Below are 17,729 nucleotides of genomic sequence, written 5' to 3'. Positions count from 1 at the left end.
TAAAGTGTTTTAGGTTGTCTTAACCTTCCAAAGTGGTCGGTAGTGGCTGAGGTAGTGAGTCGTCTGGCTTATCTTCTAGCCAATCAATTTTCGACATTTTACGTACCACAACAAACTCATCTCGGTTACAGCCGACAGTGCCATAGTAGTTAAAACCGTATGATTGTTGGGCGTAGCTACCAATCATATGTGTGGGTTTTAAGATGGTACGAGTCACTGAGTTATGGATACCACCTCGGGTGCCTGTTTGCTGAGACCCTGGAATATTGACCAGCTTTTCTTGAGCGTGATACATCATAGTCATGCCATCTTTAACCCGTTGGCTCACTACCGCACGTGCCGTAATAGCGCCATTAACGTTGAACACTTCAATCCAGTCATTGTCTTCAATACCCGCTGATTTAGCATCGTTCTCTGATAGCCAAACACAAGGACCACCACGACTAAGGGTCAACATCAATAAGTTTTCAGAATACGTACTGTGGATACCCCATTTTTGGTGTGGCGTTAAGAAGTTCAGTACAATCTCTTTATTGCCATTGGGCTTAGCATCTTTCATGATGTCAGTGGTCTTGGTATCAACGGGTGGACGATACTGTTGCATCTGTTCGCCAAACGCCTGCATCCAAGGATGATCTTGATAGAACTGTTGACGACCGGTAATAGTTCGCCATGGAATCAGCTCATGCACATTGGTATAACCAGCGTTATAGCTGACCGACTCTGACTCAAGGCCTGACCACGTTGGGCTCGAAATAATCTTGCGGGGCTGAGCCACTATGTCTCTAAAGCGAATCTTTTCGTGCTCGCTTGATTTAGCCAAATGAGCATGCTCCCGACCTGTAAACTGCTCTAAAGCCTTCCAACCTTTTACCGCTACTTCACCATTGGTTTCAGGAGCCAGCATTAAAATGGTTTCTGATGCATCAATGGCAGTAAAGATTTTTGGACGACCTTCAGACACACCTGCTGTGGTTACACGGTGGTTTAAATTACCCAAGTCTTTAACCGCTTTGGTCATATCCCAATTAAGGCCTTTTGAGCCATTGCCTAGCTTCTCAAGTGCTGGGCCCAGTGAGGTAAACTTGGCATAAGTATTGGGATAGTCACGCTCGACTATTTTAATCATTGGACAGTTTTTACCGGGTACAGGCTTCTCGCCGGCCGTTTTCCAGTCGGTACCACCGAAGGGTTGTGCTAATTCGCCTGGGCTGTCGTGTTGCATCGGTAAAGTAACCACATCTGTTTCAACGCCTAAATGACCTTTAGAAACTTCCGAGAAGGCTTTAGCAATGCCTTTATAAATCTCCCAATCGGTTTTTGATTCCCAAGCAGGATCAGTTGCTGCCGTTAATGGATGGATAAACGGATGCATATCTGAGGTGTTCATATCGTCTTTTTCATACCAAGTGGCAGTAGGCAGAACGATATCTGAATACAGACAGGTTGACGACATACGAAAGTCTAGAGTCACTACTAAGTCAAGCTTACCCTTAGGGCCAGTTTCCACATAATCCACTTCTTTTGGGCGCAACCCTTCTCGCAGACTGTCTTCACTCATTAGGCCGTTTTTAGTTCCTAAGAAGTACTCAAGCATATACTCATGACCCTTACCCGATGAGCCGAGTAAGTTTGAGCGCCAAATAAACATATTGCGTGGAAAGTTTTGCGGGCTATCAGGCGATTCACAAGCAAAGCGCAAGCTGCCTTCATGTAATGAATCAACAACGTAATCTTCGATTGATTTACCCGCTTTTTCTGCTTCTGCAGCAAGAGTCAATGGGTTACGATTAAGCTGTGGTGCAGAAGGTAACCAGCCTGCCCGTTCAGCCTGAATGTTGTAATCCAGCATGTGCTCAGGGAAGAACTTTTTATTCACACGTGGCGATAATATTTCATGTGCTGAAATGGTTTCATGACGCCACTGTGAGCTGTGGTTGTAGAAGAAGCTTGTACCGTTCATGTGCCGTGGCGGACGGTGCCAGTCTAGGGCAAACGCCAATGGCAACCAACCCGTCTGAGGACGTAACTTTTCTTGACCCACGTAATGTGCCCAGCCACCTCCAGATTTACCGATACAACCACACAGCATCAGCATATTAATCACACCACGGTAGTTCATATCTAAGTGATACCAGTGGTTCATACCCGCACCGATAATAATCATCGATTTACCATGAGTTTTGTGGGCGTTTTCAGCAAATTCACGGCCTACTTGAATGACTTTTTCACGCGATAAACCTGTAATTACCTCTTGCCATGCTGGTGTGCCTGCAACAGTCGCATCGTTATAATCATCAGTGACATGCTTGCCGCCCAGACCATTATCGACCCCTAAATTGGCGACTGTTAAATCAAATACTGTGGCAACTTTTGCAGTCGTACCATCAGCCAAAGTAATGGTTTTACAAGGTACTTTTTTAACTTGCAGCGCATCGCCTGCAACAGCGGTAAAATAAGGATGCTCAGTATGACCAAAGTAATCAAAGGCCACGTCACAAACTTCTTGTGCATCAATGTCTGACTTCAATGACAAGGTTAAGTCAATATCTTCACCTGTTGTGCCATTTTTTTGCTCAAGATTCCATTTGCCTTTTTCGCCCCAGCGATAACCGATAGATCCTAAAGGAGAGACCAAATCGCCATTACTATTCAGCCCAATCGTTTTCCACTCAGGATTGTTCTCTTGACCTAGGCCATCAACCAAGTCTGAGGCACGTAAATAACGACCAGGGCGACGTCCTCCGTCTGCATCTTCCTCTAACATGACCAAGATAGGCATGTCGGTATATCGCTTGGCGTAATCAATGAAATAGTCGCTAGGCTGTTTTAGGTAAAACTCTTTGATAATCACATGACAAAAGGCTTGAGCAACGGCAGCGTCTGTACCCTGTTTAGGGTTTAGCCATAAGTCAGTCAGCTTAGAAATTTCTGCATAATCAGGCGTGATTGATACCGTCTTCGTGCCTTTATAACGCACTTCAGTAAAGAAGTGAGCGTCAGGTGTACGGGTTTGCGGTACGTTTGAACCCCAAGCAATGATGTAATCTGAGTTATACCAATCTGCTGATTCAGGCACATCCGTTTGCTCTCCCCACGTCATCGGAGAGGCTGGGGGCAAGTCACAATACCAGTCATAAAATGACAAACACGCACCACCAATTAATGACAGATAACGGCTACCAGCCGCATAGCTAACCATAGACATCGCAGGAATTGGCGAGAAACCAATAATACGGTCTGGGCCGTATGTTTTGGCAGTATATACATTACTAGCAGCAATGATTTCATTAACCTCTGCCCACGTAGAGCGGATAAAACCGCCCATACCACGTTTGGACTTATACTCAATCGTTTTCGTAGGATCTTCTACAATGCTTCCCCAAGCATCTACAGGATCGGCATGTTGTGTTTTAGCATCACGCCATAGTTTTAATAGTGGCTTACGTACTTTTGGGTATTTTACTCGGTTGGCTGAATACATATACCAGCTGTAACTTGCCCCGCGTGGGCAACCCCGTGGCTCATGATTTGGCAAATCAGGGCGGGTGCGTGGATAATCCGTTTGTTGGGTTTCCCATGTTACTAAGCCGTTTTTGACAAAAATCTTCCAAGAGCATGATCCAGTACAGTTTACCCCATGCGTTGAACGCACCACCTTATCGTACTGCCAGCGGTTACGGTAACCGTCCTCCCAGCCACGTGATTCATCACGTATTTCACCGTGGCCGTCAGCGAACTCTCCTTTTTTACGCTTAAAGAAACGAAACTGGTCGAGTAAATGGCTCATATTGCTATCCTCTAGGTTGTTATTTCAATGTGCCAGACTAAGACGCAGACTTAAATTATGTCGCTGGTATAGGGCTGTGCACAATAAAGAGCTTTTTGATATTAACGATTGTATTGGCAACTTATCCTCACATCCATTGCCTAACATGAGCAGATAGCTACCCCTTTAGTAGTAGTATAAAAGTGATCACATTAAAATTTTTAAACGATAAGTTTCGAGTCAATTATGCGAAAACCGCCCCATAAAAAAGGTGCCAGAAGATGGATAATCTGACACCTTTAAACTTAAGTTTCTATCGATTGACCAAAAAAACAAGCCAAACCTAGCTTGGGAAAGGCGCATTTTTACGGCTGTAGTACCACCACGTTAATACAATACAAATAATATAGAACACGATTAAGCTAATAAATGTACCCTGTACACCCAAGCTCGAACCGAACATTTTAGGGATAAAGAATGCACCGTAAGCAGCAATAGCAGAAGTAAAGCCGACAACAGCTGCAGACTCTTTGTTTGATTCGACTACCAAATTTTTAGTGCCTAAACGCTCGTGTAACGTTCTGAATATGACTGGAATCATACGGAAGGTCGAACCGTTACCAATACCTGTGGTAATAAACAACACCATAAATGAGATGAAATAACCAACGAAGCTACCATCAGACGTCTCGCTGGGTAAGAAGTACATCACAGCTATCACAGCCATAACCATCACGATGTAGTTCCAGAAAGTCACACGTGCACCACCCAATTTATCCGCAATCCAACCACCGAGCGGACGGAATACTGCACCAACAAATGGACCTAAGAAAGCAAACTTTAGGGCGTCAATTTCAGGGAACGAGTTTTTAATCAGCATAGGAAACGCGGCCGAAAAGCCAATAAAAGAACCAAACGTTGCCATATAAAGGATACACATAATCCAATTATGCTTACGCTTAAAAATAATGGCTTGATCTTTAAATGACGCTTTGGCAGAAGTTAAATCATTCATGCCAAACCAAGCGATAATCGCAATGATTGCAATAAAAGGCACCCAAACAAAACCGGCATTCTGCAAATAAAGCGCTTTACCTGCTTCTGTAATTTGGGGTGCGCCACCAAGCGCACCAAAGATACCGATACCAATGACCATAGGGACAACAAACTGCATCACGGATACACCCAAGTTACCCAATCCAGCATTTAAACCCAGCGCTGTCCCCTGCTTTGCTTTAGGGTAAAAAAAGGAGATATTCGACATTGATGAGGCGAAGTTACCGCCACCCAGGCCACACAGCAGTGCAATAATAATAAACACACTAAATGGCGTATCAGGATTTTGAACAGCAAGGCCCATCCATATTGCAGGAACGAGCAGTGATGCGGTTGAAATGGCTGTCCAACGTCTACCGCCAAAAATAGGCACCATAAAAGAGTAGAAAATACGCAAAGTAGCGCCTGACAGACCCGGCAGTGCAGCTAACCAAAATAATTGACCTTGATCAAACTGAAACCCAATATCAGGTAAACGTACAATAACCGCACTCCATACCATCCAAACTGAGAACGCTAAAAGCAGTGCTGGTATTGATATCCATAGGTTACGGCTCGCTACCTTATCAGCCCCGCTCTCCCAATATTCTTTATTTTCCGGTTGCCAGTCGCTAATTACCTTACCGCCTTTAAACTTATTATTGCTCGCCATATCATCCTTCCTTATAGACATCTAAATAGCAGATGCTGTATAGATAAAAACTATGGCTTACAGTAACGTAGTGAAATATAAATAAGTATGCTACATTGGTTTATTCAACTATCTTAAAGAATTACTAAACCCTACCCAGTACACACTACACCTTTAGTAGTATGTAGTTAAAGGCTGGCTAGAGTAAACTAGTAGGAGATTATCGCTAATAAGGTTTAAATTCTTATTTAAGTCATTTTTTATCATTCATTTTAAAGTCCGCTAAAGCCATGCTAACCAAAATCATACCCAACTCTTTACCAATCAGAGCATGGACAGCCGTAATCTCCATAACGTTGCTTTGCCTTTTATCAGCATTGAGCAGTGGCATCCTAGCTTGGGTGTCTGAAGCAGATGCACAGGCCATTAACACCGCAGGCTCGATACGCATGGCAACGTATCGCGTCAACTATCAATTAGAGTCAAACTTTAAGCACAATTATTTCTATGATGTAGCACCTAGCTTGCCAACGGCAAATACCTTAGATCACAGAACGTTAGCCAGCAAAGATAACTATATATCGGATACTCAAAGCGCTATTAAGCAGTCTATTGAAGACATGGAAGCGAGAATAGTTTGGCTTAAAGATTATCAGAATGCATTTAATAACTCAGATTCAAATATTGATACCCGCTTAACAAATATTCATAGCTTGTGGGAGACTCAACTAAAGCCAAGCTTACTAGAAGAAAATAAAAGTGCTTTTTTTAATGCCTCTAGAAGCTATATTACTGATGTTGATGGACTCGTTAGCCAACTGCAATATAGAAATGAAAGACGACAAAAGTTACAACAGCTCATACAAATGATTTCACTGTTGCTATCAGTCTTAATTATGTCCGCAGGATTATGGGAGCTAAAACATAAAGTCTTAACCCCAATACATAAGTTTAAGAAAGTAAACCAACGTTTTAGAAATGGTAACTTTGATACCCGAGTGTCAATGGATGGATATATTGAATTTAAAGCACTTGGCGACTCTTTCAATGATATGGCAAAAACCATTGAAAGCTATCAAAGCTCGTTAGAAAAGGAAGTAAAAACAAAAACAGCACACTTAACTCAAGCTAATAAAGTTTTATCTTTATTGTATGATTTTTCAAAAAGCTTAACCACACCGCCACTGAGTATTGTTGAACTAAACAGGCTGGTTGCTGAATTTGGGGAAATCATACCAGAATTGAATTTTACCTTATGCATCAAAAATGATTTGGTCAATGATCAAGACTCTATTGCCATTCATAGTAATCAGCTCAAAGAGCTATGTTCCACCCAAACGTGTGACACATGCATGATTAATATCAGTACTCACACAAAATCATACCCCATACAGCATCATAATATTCAATATGGCGACTTAAAAGTACGACCTAAATATCTAGAGGTTCATCAGCCTCTCTCTGACCCTCTAGATAAATCAGATAGATCTTCAAAGCAATATCTTGTACCGAGCAATACTATAAGAACAGAAAAAATAACTTTATTAAATGAGGAAAGAGCTCATACTAATTATATGGATACTCTAATCGAACAAAACGACGAGGCCATTACAGCGCTAACAAATTTAATCAGTATCTCGCTATTTTTGGTTCAGCAGCGCAAACATGAACATCAAAATATATTATTAGAAGAGCGAGCAACTATAGCACGTGAGCTTCATGACTCTTTAGCCCAGTCACTTTCGTACCTAAAAATACAAGTTAGTATTTTAGAAAAGCGCTTAAATCATACCCATTGCACTAGCGTAGATTTTGTAAACATCACAGAGTCTATTGCCAAGATAAAAGATGGTTTGACCTCGGCTTATCAGCATTTACGAGATTTGCTAGTAACCTTTAGGCTCAGTTTAAATGATGACAGCTTTGATGAGGCTCTCTACAACTCTGCTGAAGAGTTTGCGAAAAGAGGTGGTTTTGAAATCACTGTGTATAATCAAGTAATGTCACTTAACTTGAACGCCACTGAGCAAGTCAATATCATTCAAATTGTGCGTGAAGCATTGTCTAATATTTCTCGCCATGCTAACGCTGAAAATGTGGAGGTTACGCTTAAATATGTTGCTAACTCCAACCAAATAATCTTAACCATCATCGATGATGGTGTAGGGGTTTCCCATGACTTTGACCAAACTCATCATCACGGTATGATGATTATGCAAGAGCGTGCTAACAGCCTTGGTGGTTCATTTTCTATACGCAACAATTTGCCCAAAGGCACCATGGTACAAGCAAAATTTGCTCCCGAATTTTTGAGTTCTCATGAGACAGAGTTAGTTTAAAAGCCATATAAAATTACCAACTAACTAAGGTCCGTTAACCCTATTTAATAAACGAATATTATTTATCTTGTGAGTTATTATGTCTTCAAAAGTATATACCTCAACGACACCAGCTCGAATTTTACTGGTCGATGATCATCCTATGATTAGACATGGTATGACTGATTTACTAAGTTTAGAATCTGACTTTGATGTCGTAAAAGGTTTGAGTAGTGGCGAGCAAACTCTAGATTATCTTGAGCATAATGAGGTTGATTTAATTATTTTAGATCAAAATATGCCAGGGCTCAGTGGTTTGGAAACTGTCAAAAAAATTCGTGAAAAATATCATCAGACCAAAATCGTTATGTTTACCGTTTCTGACAGTGGCGAGGACATTCACGCCGCCTTAAAGCTTGGCATTAATGGATACTTACTTAAAGACATGCAACCTGAGCAGCTGGCTGTAGATATCCGAAAAGCATTGCGTGGAGAACTGGTAGTCAGTTCCAGACTCGCGGCTGTTTTAGCCCAAGCTTTACGCACCCCCAATCAAGATGACATCGTTAACAATCTGACTGGACGTGAGCTTGAGGTGGTTAAGATGATTGCTAAAGGCTTCAGCAATAAAATGATTGGCAATAAGCTTGGTATCTCAGAATCAACAGTCAAAGTGCATGTCAAGCATATCTTAAACAAGACAAATTTACGCACTCGGGTGGATGTAGCGGTTTGGGCAGTTAAAAACTTAGAGAATCAATGATGTCGCTTTTTTATATAGGGGCTTAAAATAGTAGGCTTTCATAAATATTTCATTCATATCACAAAAATAGCGACCAGATGAGTCGCTATTTTTGTTTTAAATAATTTTTATTTTTTTGCGCTTTATTGGCTTTCTTTCGCAATACGATCTTCTTCCGCTATTCTAATATCGACAGAAGACATTTTATACTCTTCGTCAAAAGCACCTTCAGGCTCTTTTAACCAAAAGAAGCATAATATCCATGCGATAAACGCACCCACCGCAATAATAAAGAAGAACTGATTTGGTTCTACAAAGGTAAAAATGAACAGATAGAATACGGCACCAACATTACCATAAGCACCCGCCATACCCGATATTTGTCCTGTTAAGCGACGTTTTATTGACGGAATAATACCAAAGGTTGCACCTTCAGCGCCTTGAACAAATACCGAACATAAAATGGTAAACACAACGGCGATAAATAATGGCCAACTCTCATTAAGTAGCCCCATCAAGCCAAATCCAATACCAATACCAAACATATAAACCAACATTACTAAGCGACGGTTACCCACTTTATCTGAGATATACCCCCCCAGTGGGCGCGCCCATAAGTTAACAAAAGCAAAGGTTGATGCAACTAATCCCGCTGTGGTTGGGTTAAGATCCCAAGTTAACGCAAAAAACATAGGTAACATTGAGACAACGGCGAGCTCTGCGCCAAAGTTTGCAAAGTAGGTCACATTAAGAGCGGCTACGGAAGTAAACGGATACTTATCATCTTCAGGAATACCTTCTTTTAACATGGGAACATTAATACTAATTGCTTTATAAATTTGGTATAGCACTACAATAGCGATGACCGCATAAGCGATATAGGCGCCCGTGTCAGTCAAAAACCCCATATTTTTAGTTCGCAATACTAGAACACTCAAGACACCATATAACGGAATAATAAACAAACAATACAGCAGTAAATCTTTCCAACTTGAAACTTCTAAAGCGCCTGCTTTACGTGCTTTTTTATGCGTGTTTTTTGACGGTCCATCAGTAATTAGGAACCAATAAGCCACTCCGTATATAGCCATAATTAGACCCGACAAGGCAATGGACCAACGCCAACCATCATCACCGCCAAAAAACTGTAATGCAATGGTTGGTAGCGTAATAGCTGCTGCCGCAGATCCAAAATTACCCCACCCTGCATAAAAACCTTCAGCAAAACCAATATCTTTAGGTTTAAACCAAAGCGCCGTCATATGGATACCAACAACAAAACCAGCACCCACAATAGACATAAATAGCCGAGACACAAAAAACTGCATCGCAGAGTTACCAAACGCAAAGAACCAAGTTGGTATGGCCATCATTACCATTAATATGGAAAAAACACGTCTGGGTCCAAACCGATCCAGTGCCATACCCACCACAACTCGTCCTGGTATGGTTAAAGCAACGTTGGCGATTAAAAATAGCTTGATATGATCATTGGTTAGGTAGTTTTCTGTTGCTAGCATTGAGGTTGCTAGCGGTGCCATATTGAACCACACATAAAATGTTAGAAAAAATGCAATCCATGTATAATGAAGCGCCCTAATATCTCGGCGTTCAAGCTCCAGTAGCTCCTTGGCATGCATGCTATATCTCCTTTCGGGTAAGGATTAAAAATATGGTTTATACCTTGCGTTAAATAGTTACATCATCTTTATCGACTTAACTGTCAAGGATTAAATACTCATATACAATATAGCCATATTCGTACCTTAAAAATATTGAGCAAAAGCAGTACAATAAAGTAATTACATACTACTTATTAGGTATATTCGCTTTGCAAAGAGAATATCCCATCGTTTGATTATGAACGAGCTACTCTAATCTATGAAATTATCATAAGCTTCTATACATAAAAAAAGTCTCACTACTCTTAAAATGAGTAGTGAGACTTTTCAATTGCTCTATGAGCCGAATTTGGAGCGGGAAAAGGGATTCGAACCCTCGACCCCAACCTTGGCAAGGTTATGCTCTACCACTGAGCTATTCCCGCGTTAATCAAGCCTTACAACTTGATAGGGTCGATATTATATAGGTTATTTAAAGTCTGTCAACACTTTTTGCTAAAAAATAGTTTATAGTTGTTCAAAAAAGTTATTTAGAATATTCATCAAATCTTTAGAACCTATATTCATAAGCGAAAGTTAGGGAGTTTTTAGAATAAAATGAGTCAATACGAGGTGCCATTAAGTTGAAAGCTCGGGTTGAATAGTCATTCTATTTAATACTAACGTAAACGAAATAGTGGCTTATTTTAGGCAAAAATAGTCTTATAGGTTGTGAATACAGTTTCTTAATATGCTGTTATAAAGTTTGATTTACAATAATGAGTTAGTTTGTTACGGTCAGAAGGTTATTTTTTTTATAGTATTATAATAGACAAACACTATTAACTTTTTTTGATAAGGATATTTGGAATGAATAGCATTGTAATGAGAAATTTTTTAATTCGTAGTACACTTGCAGCATCAGTTTCTATAATGGCGCTAACGGGCTGTAGCAGCACGACAAATACTGGTGTTTTAGGGGGCGATAGACAACAGCTTCTATTGGTATCAAACGAACAAGTCCTACAACTGTCCGCTCAAAGCTATAATAAGGCAATTCAAGAGGCGAGAAAAAAAGGCGTTTTAGATACTGATGCGGCCACCCTTGCTCGGTTAAAACGCATCGCTAATAGACTCATTGGTCAAGTAGAGTTATATCGTAATGATGCCAGCAAATGGAATTGGGAAGTACACACCATTAAGTCAAACGAGTTGAACGCTTTTGTTATGCCAGGCGGTAAAATAATGTTTTATACGGGGATTATTGACCGTCTAAACCTTACTGATGCTGAGATTGCAGCAATCATGGGTCATGAAATGGCACATGCTATCCGTGAGCATGCTCGTGAACGTATTTCTGGACAATATGCAACCCAAGCCGGTATTGGCATTGCGGCTAGTGTATTTGGTTTATCACAAGGTCAAGCGCAACTTGCCACTATTGCAGGTGATTTGGGCATTAGCCGTCCACACAGCCGTACGCAAGAGTCTGAAGCTGACAAAGTTGGTTTAGTGCTGATGGCAAAAGCAGGATATGACCCGCAGGCAGCAATTACTCTATGGCAAAAGATGCAACGTGCTGCTAAAGGTGAACCACCGCAGTTTTTAAGCACTCACCCCTCGAGCTCTAACCGTATTGCTTCACTGCAATCTTTAATGCCTCAAGTTAAACCTTATTATTTGCAAAGTCGTTAGTTTATGAGTACATCTTTTATGATGTCAATCTATAAATAAACTTTCACGAAGACAGCCATTTACTAAGCAATGGCTGTTCTTTGCATTTTTTACTAGAGTGTCACACCCTTTAGCTGTTAATATATTATATACAGTTAACACTTGTTTTCTAATATTGATTTAGCTCAGGAACTTTTCACAGTGCAAACTCAAGACAAAATTATTCAAAGTTTACAAGTCTTAAACCCTACTCATACCCAGCTGATTAATCAGTCAATGAATCATGCAGGCTACTTTGAAGGTAAAGAGAGTCATTTCAAACTTACGATTGTCAGTGAGGCATTTGAAAATAAGCGTTTGGTCGCGAGACATCAATCGCTTTATGCGCTTGTAGACGCATTAATGACAAGTCAGGGAGGAAGCATTCACGCCCTTGCTATTCACGCTTATACCCCTGCAGAGTGGGGCTTACTAAATAAAAATAATGGCAATGTTCCCCAAAGCCCGCTTTGCGCGGGTACAAATGCTAACTAATAACTCAGCATTTTAACTGCTTGTTATGCTAATTGCCTGAGACTGTGAGACAGTTATGAAACATATACATATGATGATGGCGTTTATTACCATTGCTTTATTTCTATGGCAAAGTTATTTGCTGATAATTGCGAATAAACGCCTAACTAAATCAGTCAAAATAGCAACACATGTCGTCTACACGTTATTGGTGGTTTCAGGGGTCATGGTTGTTATGCCCTTACTGTCTACCAACGCCCCATTACAGTGGGTTGCCGGTAAAATCATATTACTCGTTGCTGCAATAAGTGCTAGTATTAAGGCATTTAGATCGACAGCTACCAAAGAGCAAAGCAAAGCAGGAATTTTTATTACTTTAGTCGCTTATGTTGGTATTTTGGCTTTAGCTTTTATTAAACCCAGTAATTTTATTTAATTATTTAATATTGGTCTTATATATTTATATTAATGGATCAAATCACTTGAATTTCGGATTGTATATGTTTACCTCAATGAAAACTCTCTTATCCACAAACAGCGCATTCATTGTAAGCTGTCTACTACTTTCTAGCTGCGCCAGTACGGGAAATATATCGCCACAATACATTCCGCCAAGTAATTATCAAAGCTATGATTGTAAAGGCCTTTCGCAAGAATATAGCCGCATTAATAGTTATGTTGAAAAAACACAAACTCAGCAGTCTTCAATTACTACAACAGGTGTTGGCGTTGGGGTTTCTGCAGGGCGCTGGGGAATTTCTCCAAATATCAATATTGGTTTAGGGAAAAGTGGTAACACTCAAGCTCGTGACGCCAAACTTTCCCGTCTTTATGGCGAACGCGATGCAGTTATCCAGTCTGCACGTATGAAAAAATGTGCCTTTGCTACTCATTTAAAGATTTATGGTGAATAACTGGTAATAATTGAATAGCAATAATTAATGGATAGCATTAGATAAGGAAATACAACTATGACTCAATCTTCTTCTCGTCAAGCAAAACCGCCACACTTTGAACGTGATGACCAACAGCGCATTGTTATTACTGGTATGGGAGCTATCACGCCATTGGCATTGGATGCGGATACGACGTGGCAGCGTATTCTAAAAGGTGAGAGCGGTATTAAGCCAATCACCCATTTTGATGCCTCAACCTATCGTGCACAATTTGCTGGTACAGTTGAAAACTTTGACCCCAGTCAATTCATGCCCGCTAAAGATGCCAGACGCTATGATAGCTTCATTCATTATGGCGTGGCTGCTTCGAGCATGGCTCTCAAAGATGCGGGATTTATCTCAGAAGTTTCTGCCGATGATGCTTTAGTTGAAAATGTAGACCCAAACCGTTTTGGCGTCATCATTGGTTCAGGTATTGGCGGCCTACAAACTTTGGAAAACAATCGAGATGACCTAAGAGAAAAAGGCATACGTCGAGTTTCGCCCTTTTGTATTCCAGGCACAATTATCAACATTACCGCAGGCATTGTGGCGATGAAACACGGTTTAAAAGGTCCCAACCTTGCTACCTCAACAGCCTGCACAACAGCGACCCATGCTATTGGTCTAGCAGCCAGATTAATCGCCTACGGTGATTGCGATGTGATGTTAGCGGGTGCTAGTGAAAAAGGCTCGAGCCCACTAGGAATGGCAGGTTTTGCAGCAATGGGTGCCCTATCCACTCAAAACGATGATCCCACTGGCGCAAGTAAACCTTTTGATAAAAACAGAGATGGTTTTGTACTAGGTGATGGCGCAGGCGTGATGGTTTTGGAGAGCTTAGCGCATGCCAAAGCTCGTGGTGCCACTATCTTAGCTGAATTAGTAGGCTTCGGCATGAGCGATGATGCCCATCATATTACTGCACCACCTGAAGGTGGCGAGGGTGCTGCACGCTCAATGAAGCATGCAATACTAGATGCTGGTATTAAACCGTGCGATATTGGCTATATTAATGCTCACGGCACCAGTACACCAGCAGGAGATGTTGCAGAGTCAGCTGCTATCGAAAATATTTTTCACGAATGTAAAGATGATATTCTGGTAAGTTCAACTAAATCGATGACGGGCCATCTACTTGGTGCGGCGGGTGCTATTGAAGCCATTTTTAGTGTTCAGGCATTACAAGATCAAGTTGTTCCACCCACCATCAACCTAAAAGAAATTGACGAAAACTGTCGTTTAGATTACGTTGCCAATCATGCCCGTAAAGTTGAAGGATTGAATTACGTCATGTCTAATAGTTTCGGATTTGGCGGTACCAATGGCTCACTTATTTTTTCTCGCTGGAACAAATTATAGTAGCTTGTAGCTTACTATTACTCATTACCCCATTAAGCTGCCATATCTGATTTGCTTTTAGGGCTCAAAAGAGCAGCTGGCTATCAAACTCCTGTTTAGGGCTTATTAGTCTAGTTACTCTTTAATGACTATTACTGAGTATTTTAGATTTATTAGGGCTGCATTGAGTTCACAAATAAGCATCACTGTGCTATGTTTGGATTCAATACAGCCCTTTATAATTAAGCCTACTAAGAAACATACCAAGAATAAACTTTTGACACACATGCTCAAAAACATTTCGCCTAACTGGAAAATACTCATATGACACAAATTGCATTTTCACATCAGTTTTCAAATCGTTGGTTAGCCGCCCCTCAGCAAATCAAAAATGCCATTGTTCAAGAGCTTGATGATATTGTTCAGCTGTTAGACCATAAAACTGAACTTAGTGAGTTTAAATTTACTACGCCAGATCTCCGAAGTTATATAGATACTATTTACGCAGATTTAGCGCACGAAAAAGCAGCGAAACTGGCATTGCAACCGCAAGAAAAACTCGCTAAAGAAGCGCTAATAGATGATCAAGAGGCATTTAAAGCAGCAGAGAATAAAATGAGTGATGTATCAAGCACCTCTAAAACCCCCAGCAGTGGCAATAGTAATGAGCAAAGTCATCATACTAAAAACAAAACACACTTTGTCATTAAGCCATCTTATGGCAAACCATTATCAAGCCAAGATCCTGCTCTCAATACTAATAAGGCAGAGAACGGTAATGACAATAACAATAAAAGGAATCAAGAAAACCAATATTCTAACTCCGCGGATTCTTGGTCTGAACCCAAAACTGAACTAGAGAAAGAGCCTGCTAGGGCAGATGACTCAGTTACTTTATCTTTTGCAAATGATTTCACAGAAGTTGATGCCTCTCTACTCAAAGAGCTTGAAACCCGAATAGATGATTATTTGAGTGAACAGATGGCTATCATGTCTGAGGATTTAAAGTCTTGGCTTCGAGAACAAGTTAGTAAAAAATAAAAATTGCTGCCAGATAACTACTCCTTCCTACCCTCTAACTATAAAGCCGCTATTATATAAGCGGCTTTTATGCCTACTAAAGGCAGGTCTAATAGACAAAATTGTGTAATATACATCGTTCAGCCTACCTTAATCATGCAATACTTTGTAAATGGTTTTAGCCAATACACTTCCAATACCCTTCACACCTGATAGTTCTTGCTGCGACGCACCTAGTAATTGCTGTAAGCCACCAAAGTGATTTAATAAATCGCGACGGCGCTTTTCGCCAAGACCAGGTATTGCCTCTAAAACGGACGATGATCGGCGTTTATCTCTTTTCTTTCGGTGGGCAGTAATGGCAAAGCGGTGAGCTTCATCGCGGATGTGCATAATGAGGTGGAGTGCTTTAGAATCCATGGGTAGATCAAGTGGCTCATGATCAATAAAATGCAGTACCTCAAGCCCAGCCTTACGCCCTTCACCTTTTGCGACGCCAATTAACAACGTATCATCCAATATACCTAACTCTGAAAGCACATTTTTCGCCATATTCAACTGACCTTTGCCCCCATCAATCAATAACAAATCAGGTAAAGGCTGTTTTTTGTAACGTCGATTTAGAACTTGTGACATGGCAGCATAATCATCGCCACCTTGAATGTCGTGAATAGCATATTGACGGTAATCCCTTTTTCGTGCCCCGCCCTGATCAAAAACAACGCAACTTGCAATAGTCGCCTCTCCCATCGTATGTGAGATATCAAAACATTCAATACGGTCAATCGTAGTGTGAGTAATGGGCTCAAGAGTTTGTTTTAAAGCCAAAAACCTTGCATGCAACTCTAAATAATCGCCCAATTTAGTTTTTAAGGCGCTATTAGCATTTAGCTTCGCCAAGTCTAACCATTCCGCTCGATGTTCACGCACACTCGTTTTAATAATCGTTTTACTCTCAAAATGAGTACATAATGCTTCTTGAACGGCAGTTTGGTCTGGCAGTTCATGGCTTATAATAATTTCATTTGGCAGATCATCAGTGACCTGGAAATAGAAAGAGATAATAAATGCTGATAAGTTTTCGCCTATCGGCGCACTACTATCGACATCCGGGAAGTAATTTTTTCCGCCCAAGACACGGCCACCCCGTACGGTAAGTACATTAACACAGGTCATACCCGCTTGACTGGTAATGGAGATAACATCTGCTTCTCCCTTCACAGTGTACACTGCCTGACGGGCCTGTACTTCTCGCATTCTTGACAACTGATCGCGATAAAATGCGGCTCGCTCAAAATTCAGCTCATCAGCAGCCGATTCCATCTTATCGATAAGTGCCGTATGAATGTCACTTGAATCGCCACGCAAAAAACGAATGGTATTGTTTACATCTTCGGCATACTCTTCAGGTGTCACGAATCCAACACAGGGCGCACGGCAACGCTTAATTTGATACTCCAAACATGGACGTTTGCGTTGTTTAAAGAATGTATTGGTACACTGACGCATCTGAAACATTTTTTGCATTAGAACTAGCGTTTCTCTAGCGGCATGTGCCGAAGGAAATGGGCCAAAAAACTTTCCTTTTTGATGCTTGGCTTTTCCGCGTCCATAGGCAAGTCTAGGATAAGGTTTATCAGCTGAGATAAAGATATATAAATATGATTTATCATCACGTAGCAATACGTTATAAGGTGGGCGATGCTCTTTGATTAGGTTTTGTTCAAGCAGCAGCGCTTCAGTTTCACTTCGAGTAATAATAGTTTCGATATTATGAATACGAGACACTAGCGCACGAGTTTTTGGATGGTCGATGGTTTTAGCAAAGTAGCTATTTACTCGACTTTTTAAAGACTTAGCCTTCCCTACATATAGAATATCACCTTTTTTATCCAGCATCTTATAAACGCCAGGCAAGTTGGGCAAACGCTGAATGAGATGCTTAAGGCGGGCTTTTTTTTCATCGATATTATTAGATGCAGTTTCACTGGTCATAGTAGTCGTATAGTCAATAATTATAGTCGAAGTACTCCAATGACGCAGTCTCAAATAGTTACAAAGCAACTAAGTACAGTTGTAAAGCAAACGAGGTTAAGCCCGCAACCATTTAGAATTACTTTGACTATGAT

General features: G+C 40.8%; 13 protein-coding genes and 1 tRNA gene. 8 read left to right on the top strand and 6 right to left on the bottom strand.

What is annotated here, in order from left to right; all coding sequences use genetic code 11:
* Positions 1-19: 19 nt before the first annotated feature.
* The 3 genes from AC2SLN_RS12440 to AC2SLN_RS12430 form a co-directional block, all read right to left on the bottom strand.
* Positions 20-3,790 (bottom strand): nitrate reductase subunit alpha, encoded by a 3,771-nt coding sequence (locus tag AC2SLN_RS12440; RefSeq protein ID WP_486549787.1) that lies wholly within the window; start codon positions 3,788-3,790, stop codon positions 20-22.
* A gap of 322 nt (positions 3,791-4,112) precedes the next feature.
* Complete coding sequence (locus tag AC2SLN_RS12435) at positions 4,113-5,477, bottom strand: NarK family nitrate/nitrite MFS transporter (RefSeq protein ID WP_486549789.1); 1,365 nt, start codon at positions 5,475-5,477, stop codon at positions 4,113-4,115.
* Positions 5,478-5,709: 232 nt separating this feature from the next.
* Positions 5,710-5,907 carry a hypothetical protein gene (locus tag AC2SLN_RS12430; RefSeq protein ID WP_486549791.1) on the bottom strand — a complete coding sequence of 66 codons (198 nt, stop codon included), beginning with the start codon at positions 5,905-5,907 and terminating at the stop codon, positions 5,710-5,712.
* Between AC2SLN_RS12430 and AC2SLN_RS12425 the strand changes: the two genes are divergently transcribed.
* Together AC2SLN_RS12425 and narL are read left to right on the top strand one after the other, a co-directional pair.
* Positions 5,906-7,795, top strand: a complete 1,890-nt coding sequence (locus tag AC2SLN_RS12425; RefSeq protein WP_486549793.1) for a histidine kinase — start codon at positions 5,906-5,908, stop codon at positions 7,793-7,795. The two genes, AC2SLN_RS12430 and AC2SLN_RS12425, sit on opposite strands and share 2 nt — an antisense overlap.
* A 79-nt stretch (positions 7,796-7,874) precedes the next feature.
* Entirely contained in the window at positions 7,875-8,537 is a 663-nt protein-coding gene (gene narL, locus AC2SLN_RS12420) for a two-component system response regulator NarL (protein WP_486549795.1), read from the top strand.
* Positions 8,538-8,659: 122 nt separating this feature from the next.
* Here narL and AC2SLN_RS12415 read toward each other — a convergent pair whose 3' ends face one another.
* Entirely contained in the window at positions 8,660-10,156 is a 1,497-nt protein-coding gene (locus AC2SLN_RS12415) for an MFS transporter (protein ID WP_486549796.1), read from the bottom strand.
* Between the two features lie 332 nt (positions 10,157-10,488).
* A tRNA-Gly gene (locus AC2SLN_RS12410) sits at positions 10,489-10,563 on the bottom strand.
* 439 nt (positions 10,564-11,002) lie between these two features.
* Here AC2SLN_RS12410 and AC2SLN_RS12405 point away from each other — a divergent pair.
* The 6 genes from AC2SLN_RS12405 to AC2SLN_RS12380 all read left to right on the top strand — a co-directional run bounded on the left by AC2SLN_RS12405 (position 11,003) and on the right by AC2SLN_RS12380 (position 15,621).
* The gene (locus tag AC2SLN_RS12405; RefSeq protein ID WP_486549905.1) at positions 11,003-11,812 is read left to right on the top strand and encodes a M48 family metallopeptidase; all 810 of its coding nucleotides are present in this window, start codon (positions 11,003-11,005) and stop codon (positions 11,810-11,812) included.
* Between the two features lie 180 nt (positions 11,813-11,992).
* A complete protein-coding gene (locus AC2SLN_RS12400) occupies positions 11,993-12,325 on the top strand; it encodes a BolA family protein (RefSeq protein ID WP_486549798.1) in 333 nt (110 codons plus the stop codon).
* A gap of 55 nt (positions 12,326-12,380) precedes the next feature.
* Complete coding sequence (locus tag AC2SLN_RS12395; RefSeq protein ID WP_486549800.1) at positions 12,381-12,740, top strand: SirB2 family protein; 360 nt, start codon at positions 12,381-12,383, stop codon at positions 12,738-12,740.
* Between the two features lie 64 nt (positions 12,741-12,804).
* Positions 12,805-13,218, top strand: a complete 414-nt coding sequence (locus AC2SLN_RS12390) for a hypothetical protein (protein ID WP_486549801.1) — start codon at positions 12,805-12,807, stop codon at positions 13,216-13,218.
* Between the two features lie 57 nt (positions 13,219-13,275).
* Entirely contained in the window at positions 13,276-14,601 is a 1,326-nt protein-coding gene (gene fabF / locus AC2SLN_RS12385) for a beta-ketoacyl-ACP synthase II (protein ID WP_486549803.1), read from the top strand.
* 303 nt (positions 14,602-14,904) lie between these two features.
* Entirely contained in the window at positions 14,905-15,621 is a 717-nt protein-coding gene (locus AC2SLN_RS12380) for a hypothetical protein (RefSeq protein ID WP_486549805.1), read from the top strand.
* 129 nt (positions 15,622-15,750) lie between these two features.
* On the opposite strand, the gene uvrC is transcribed toward AC2SLN_RS12380, so the two are convergent.
* Complete coding sequence (gene uvrC / locus AC2SLN_RS12375; RefSeq protein ID WP_486549807.1) at positions 15,751-17,595, bottom strand: excinuclease ABC subunit UvrC; 1,845 nt, start codon at positions 17,593-17,595, stop codon at positions 15,751-15,753.
* Positions 17,596-17,729: the final 134 nt, after the last annotated feature.

It is taken from the genome of Psychrobacter sp. CX90 (assembly GCF_057396305.2).
The sequence above is the reverse complement of the archived record's forward strand: the minus strand, read 5'-3'. Positions and strand labels throughout refer to the sequence as shown.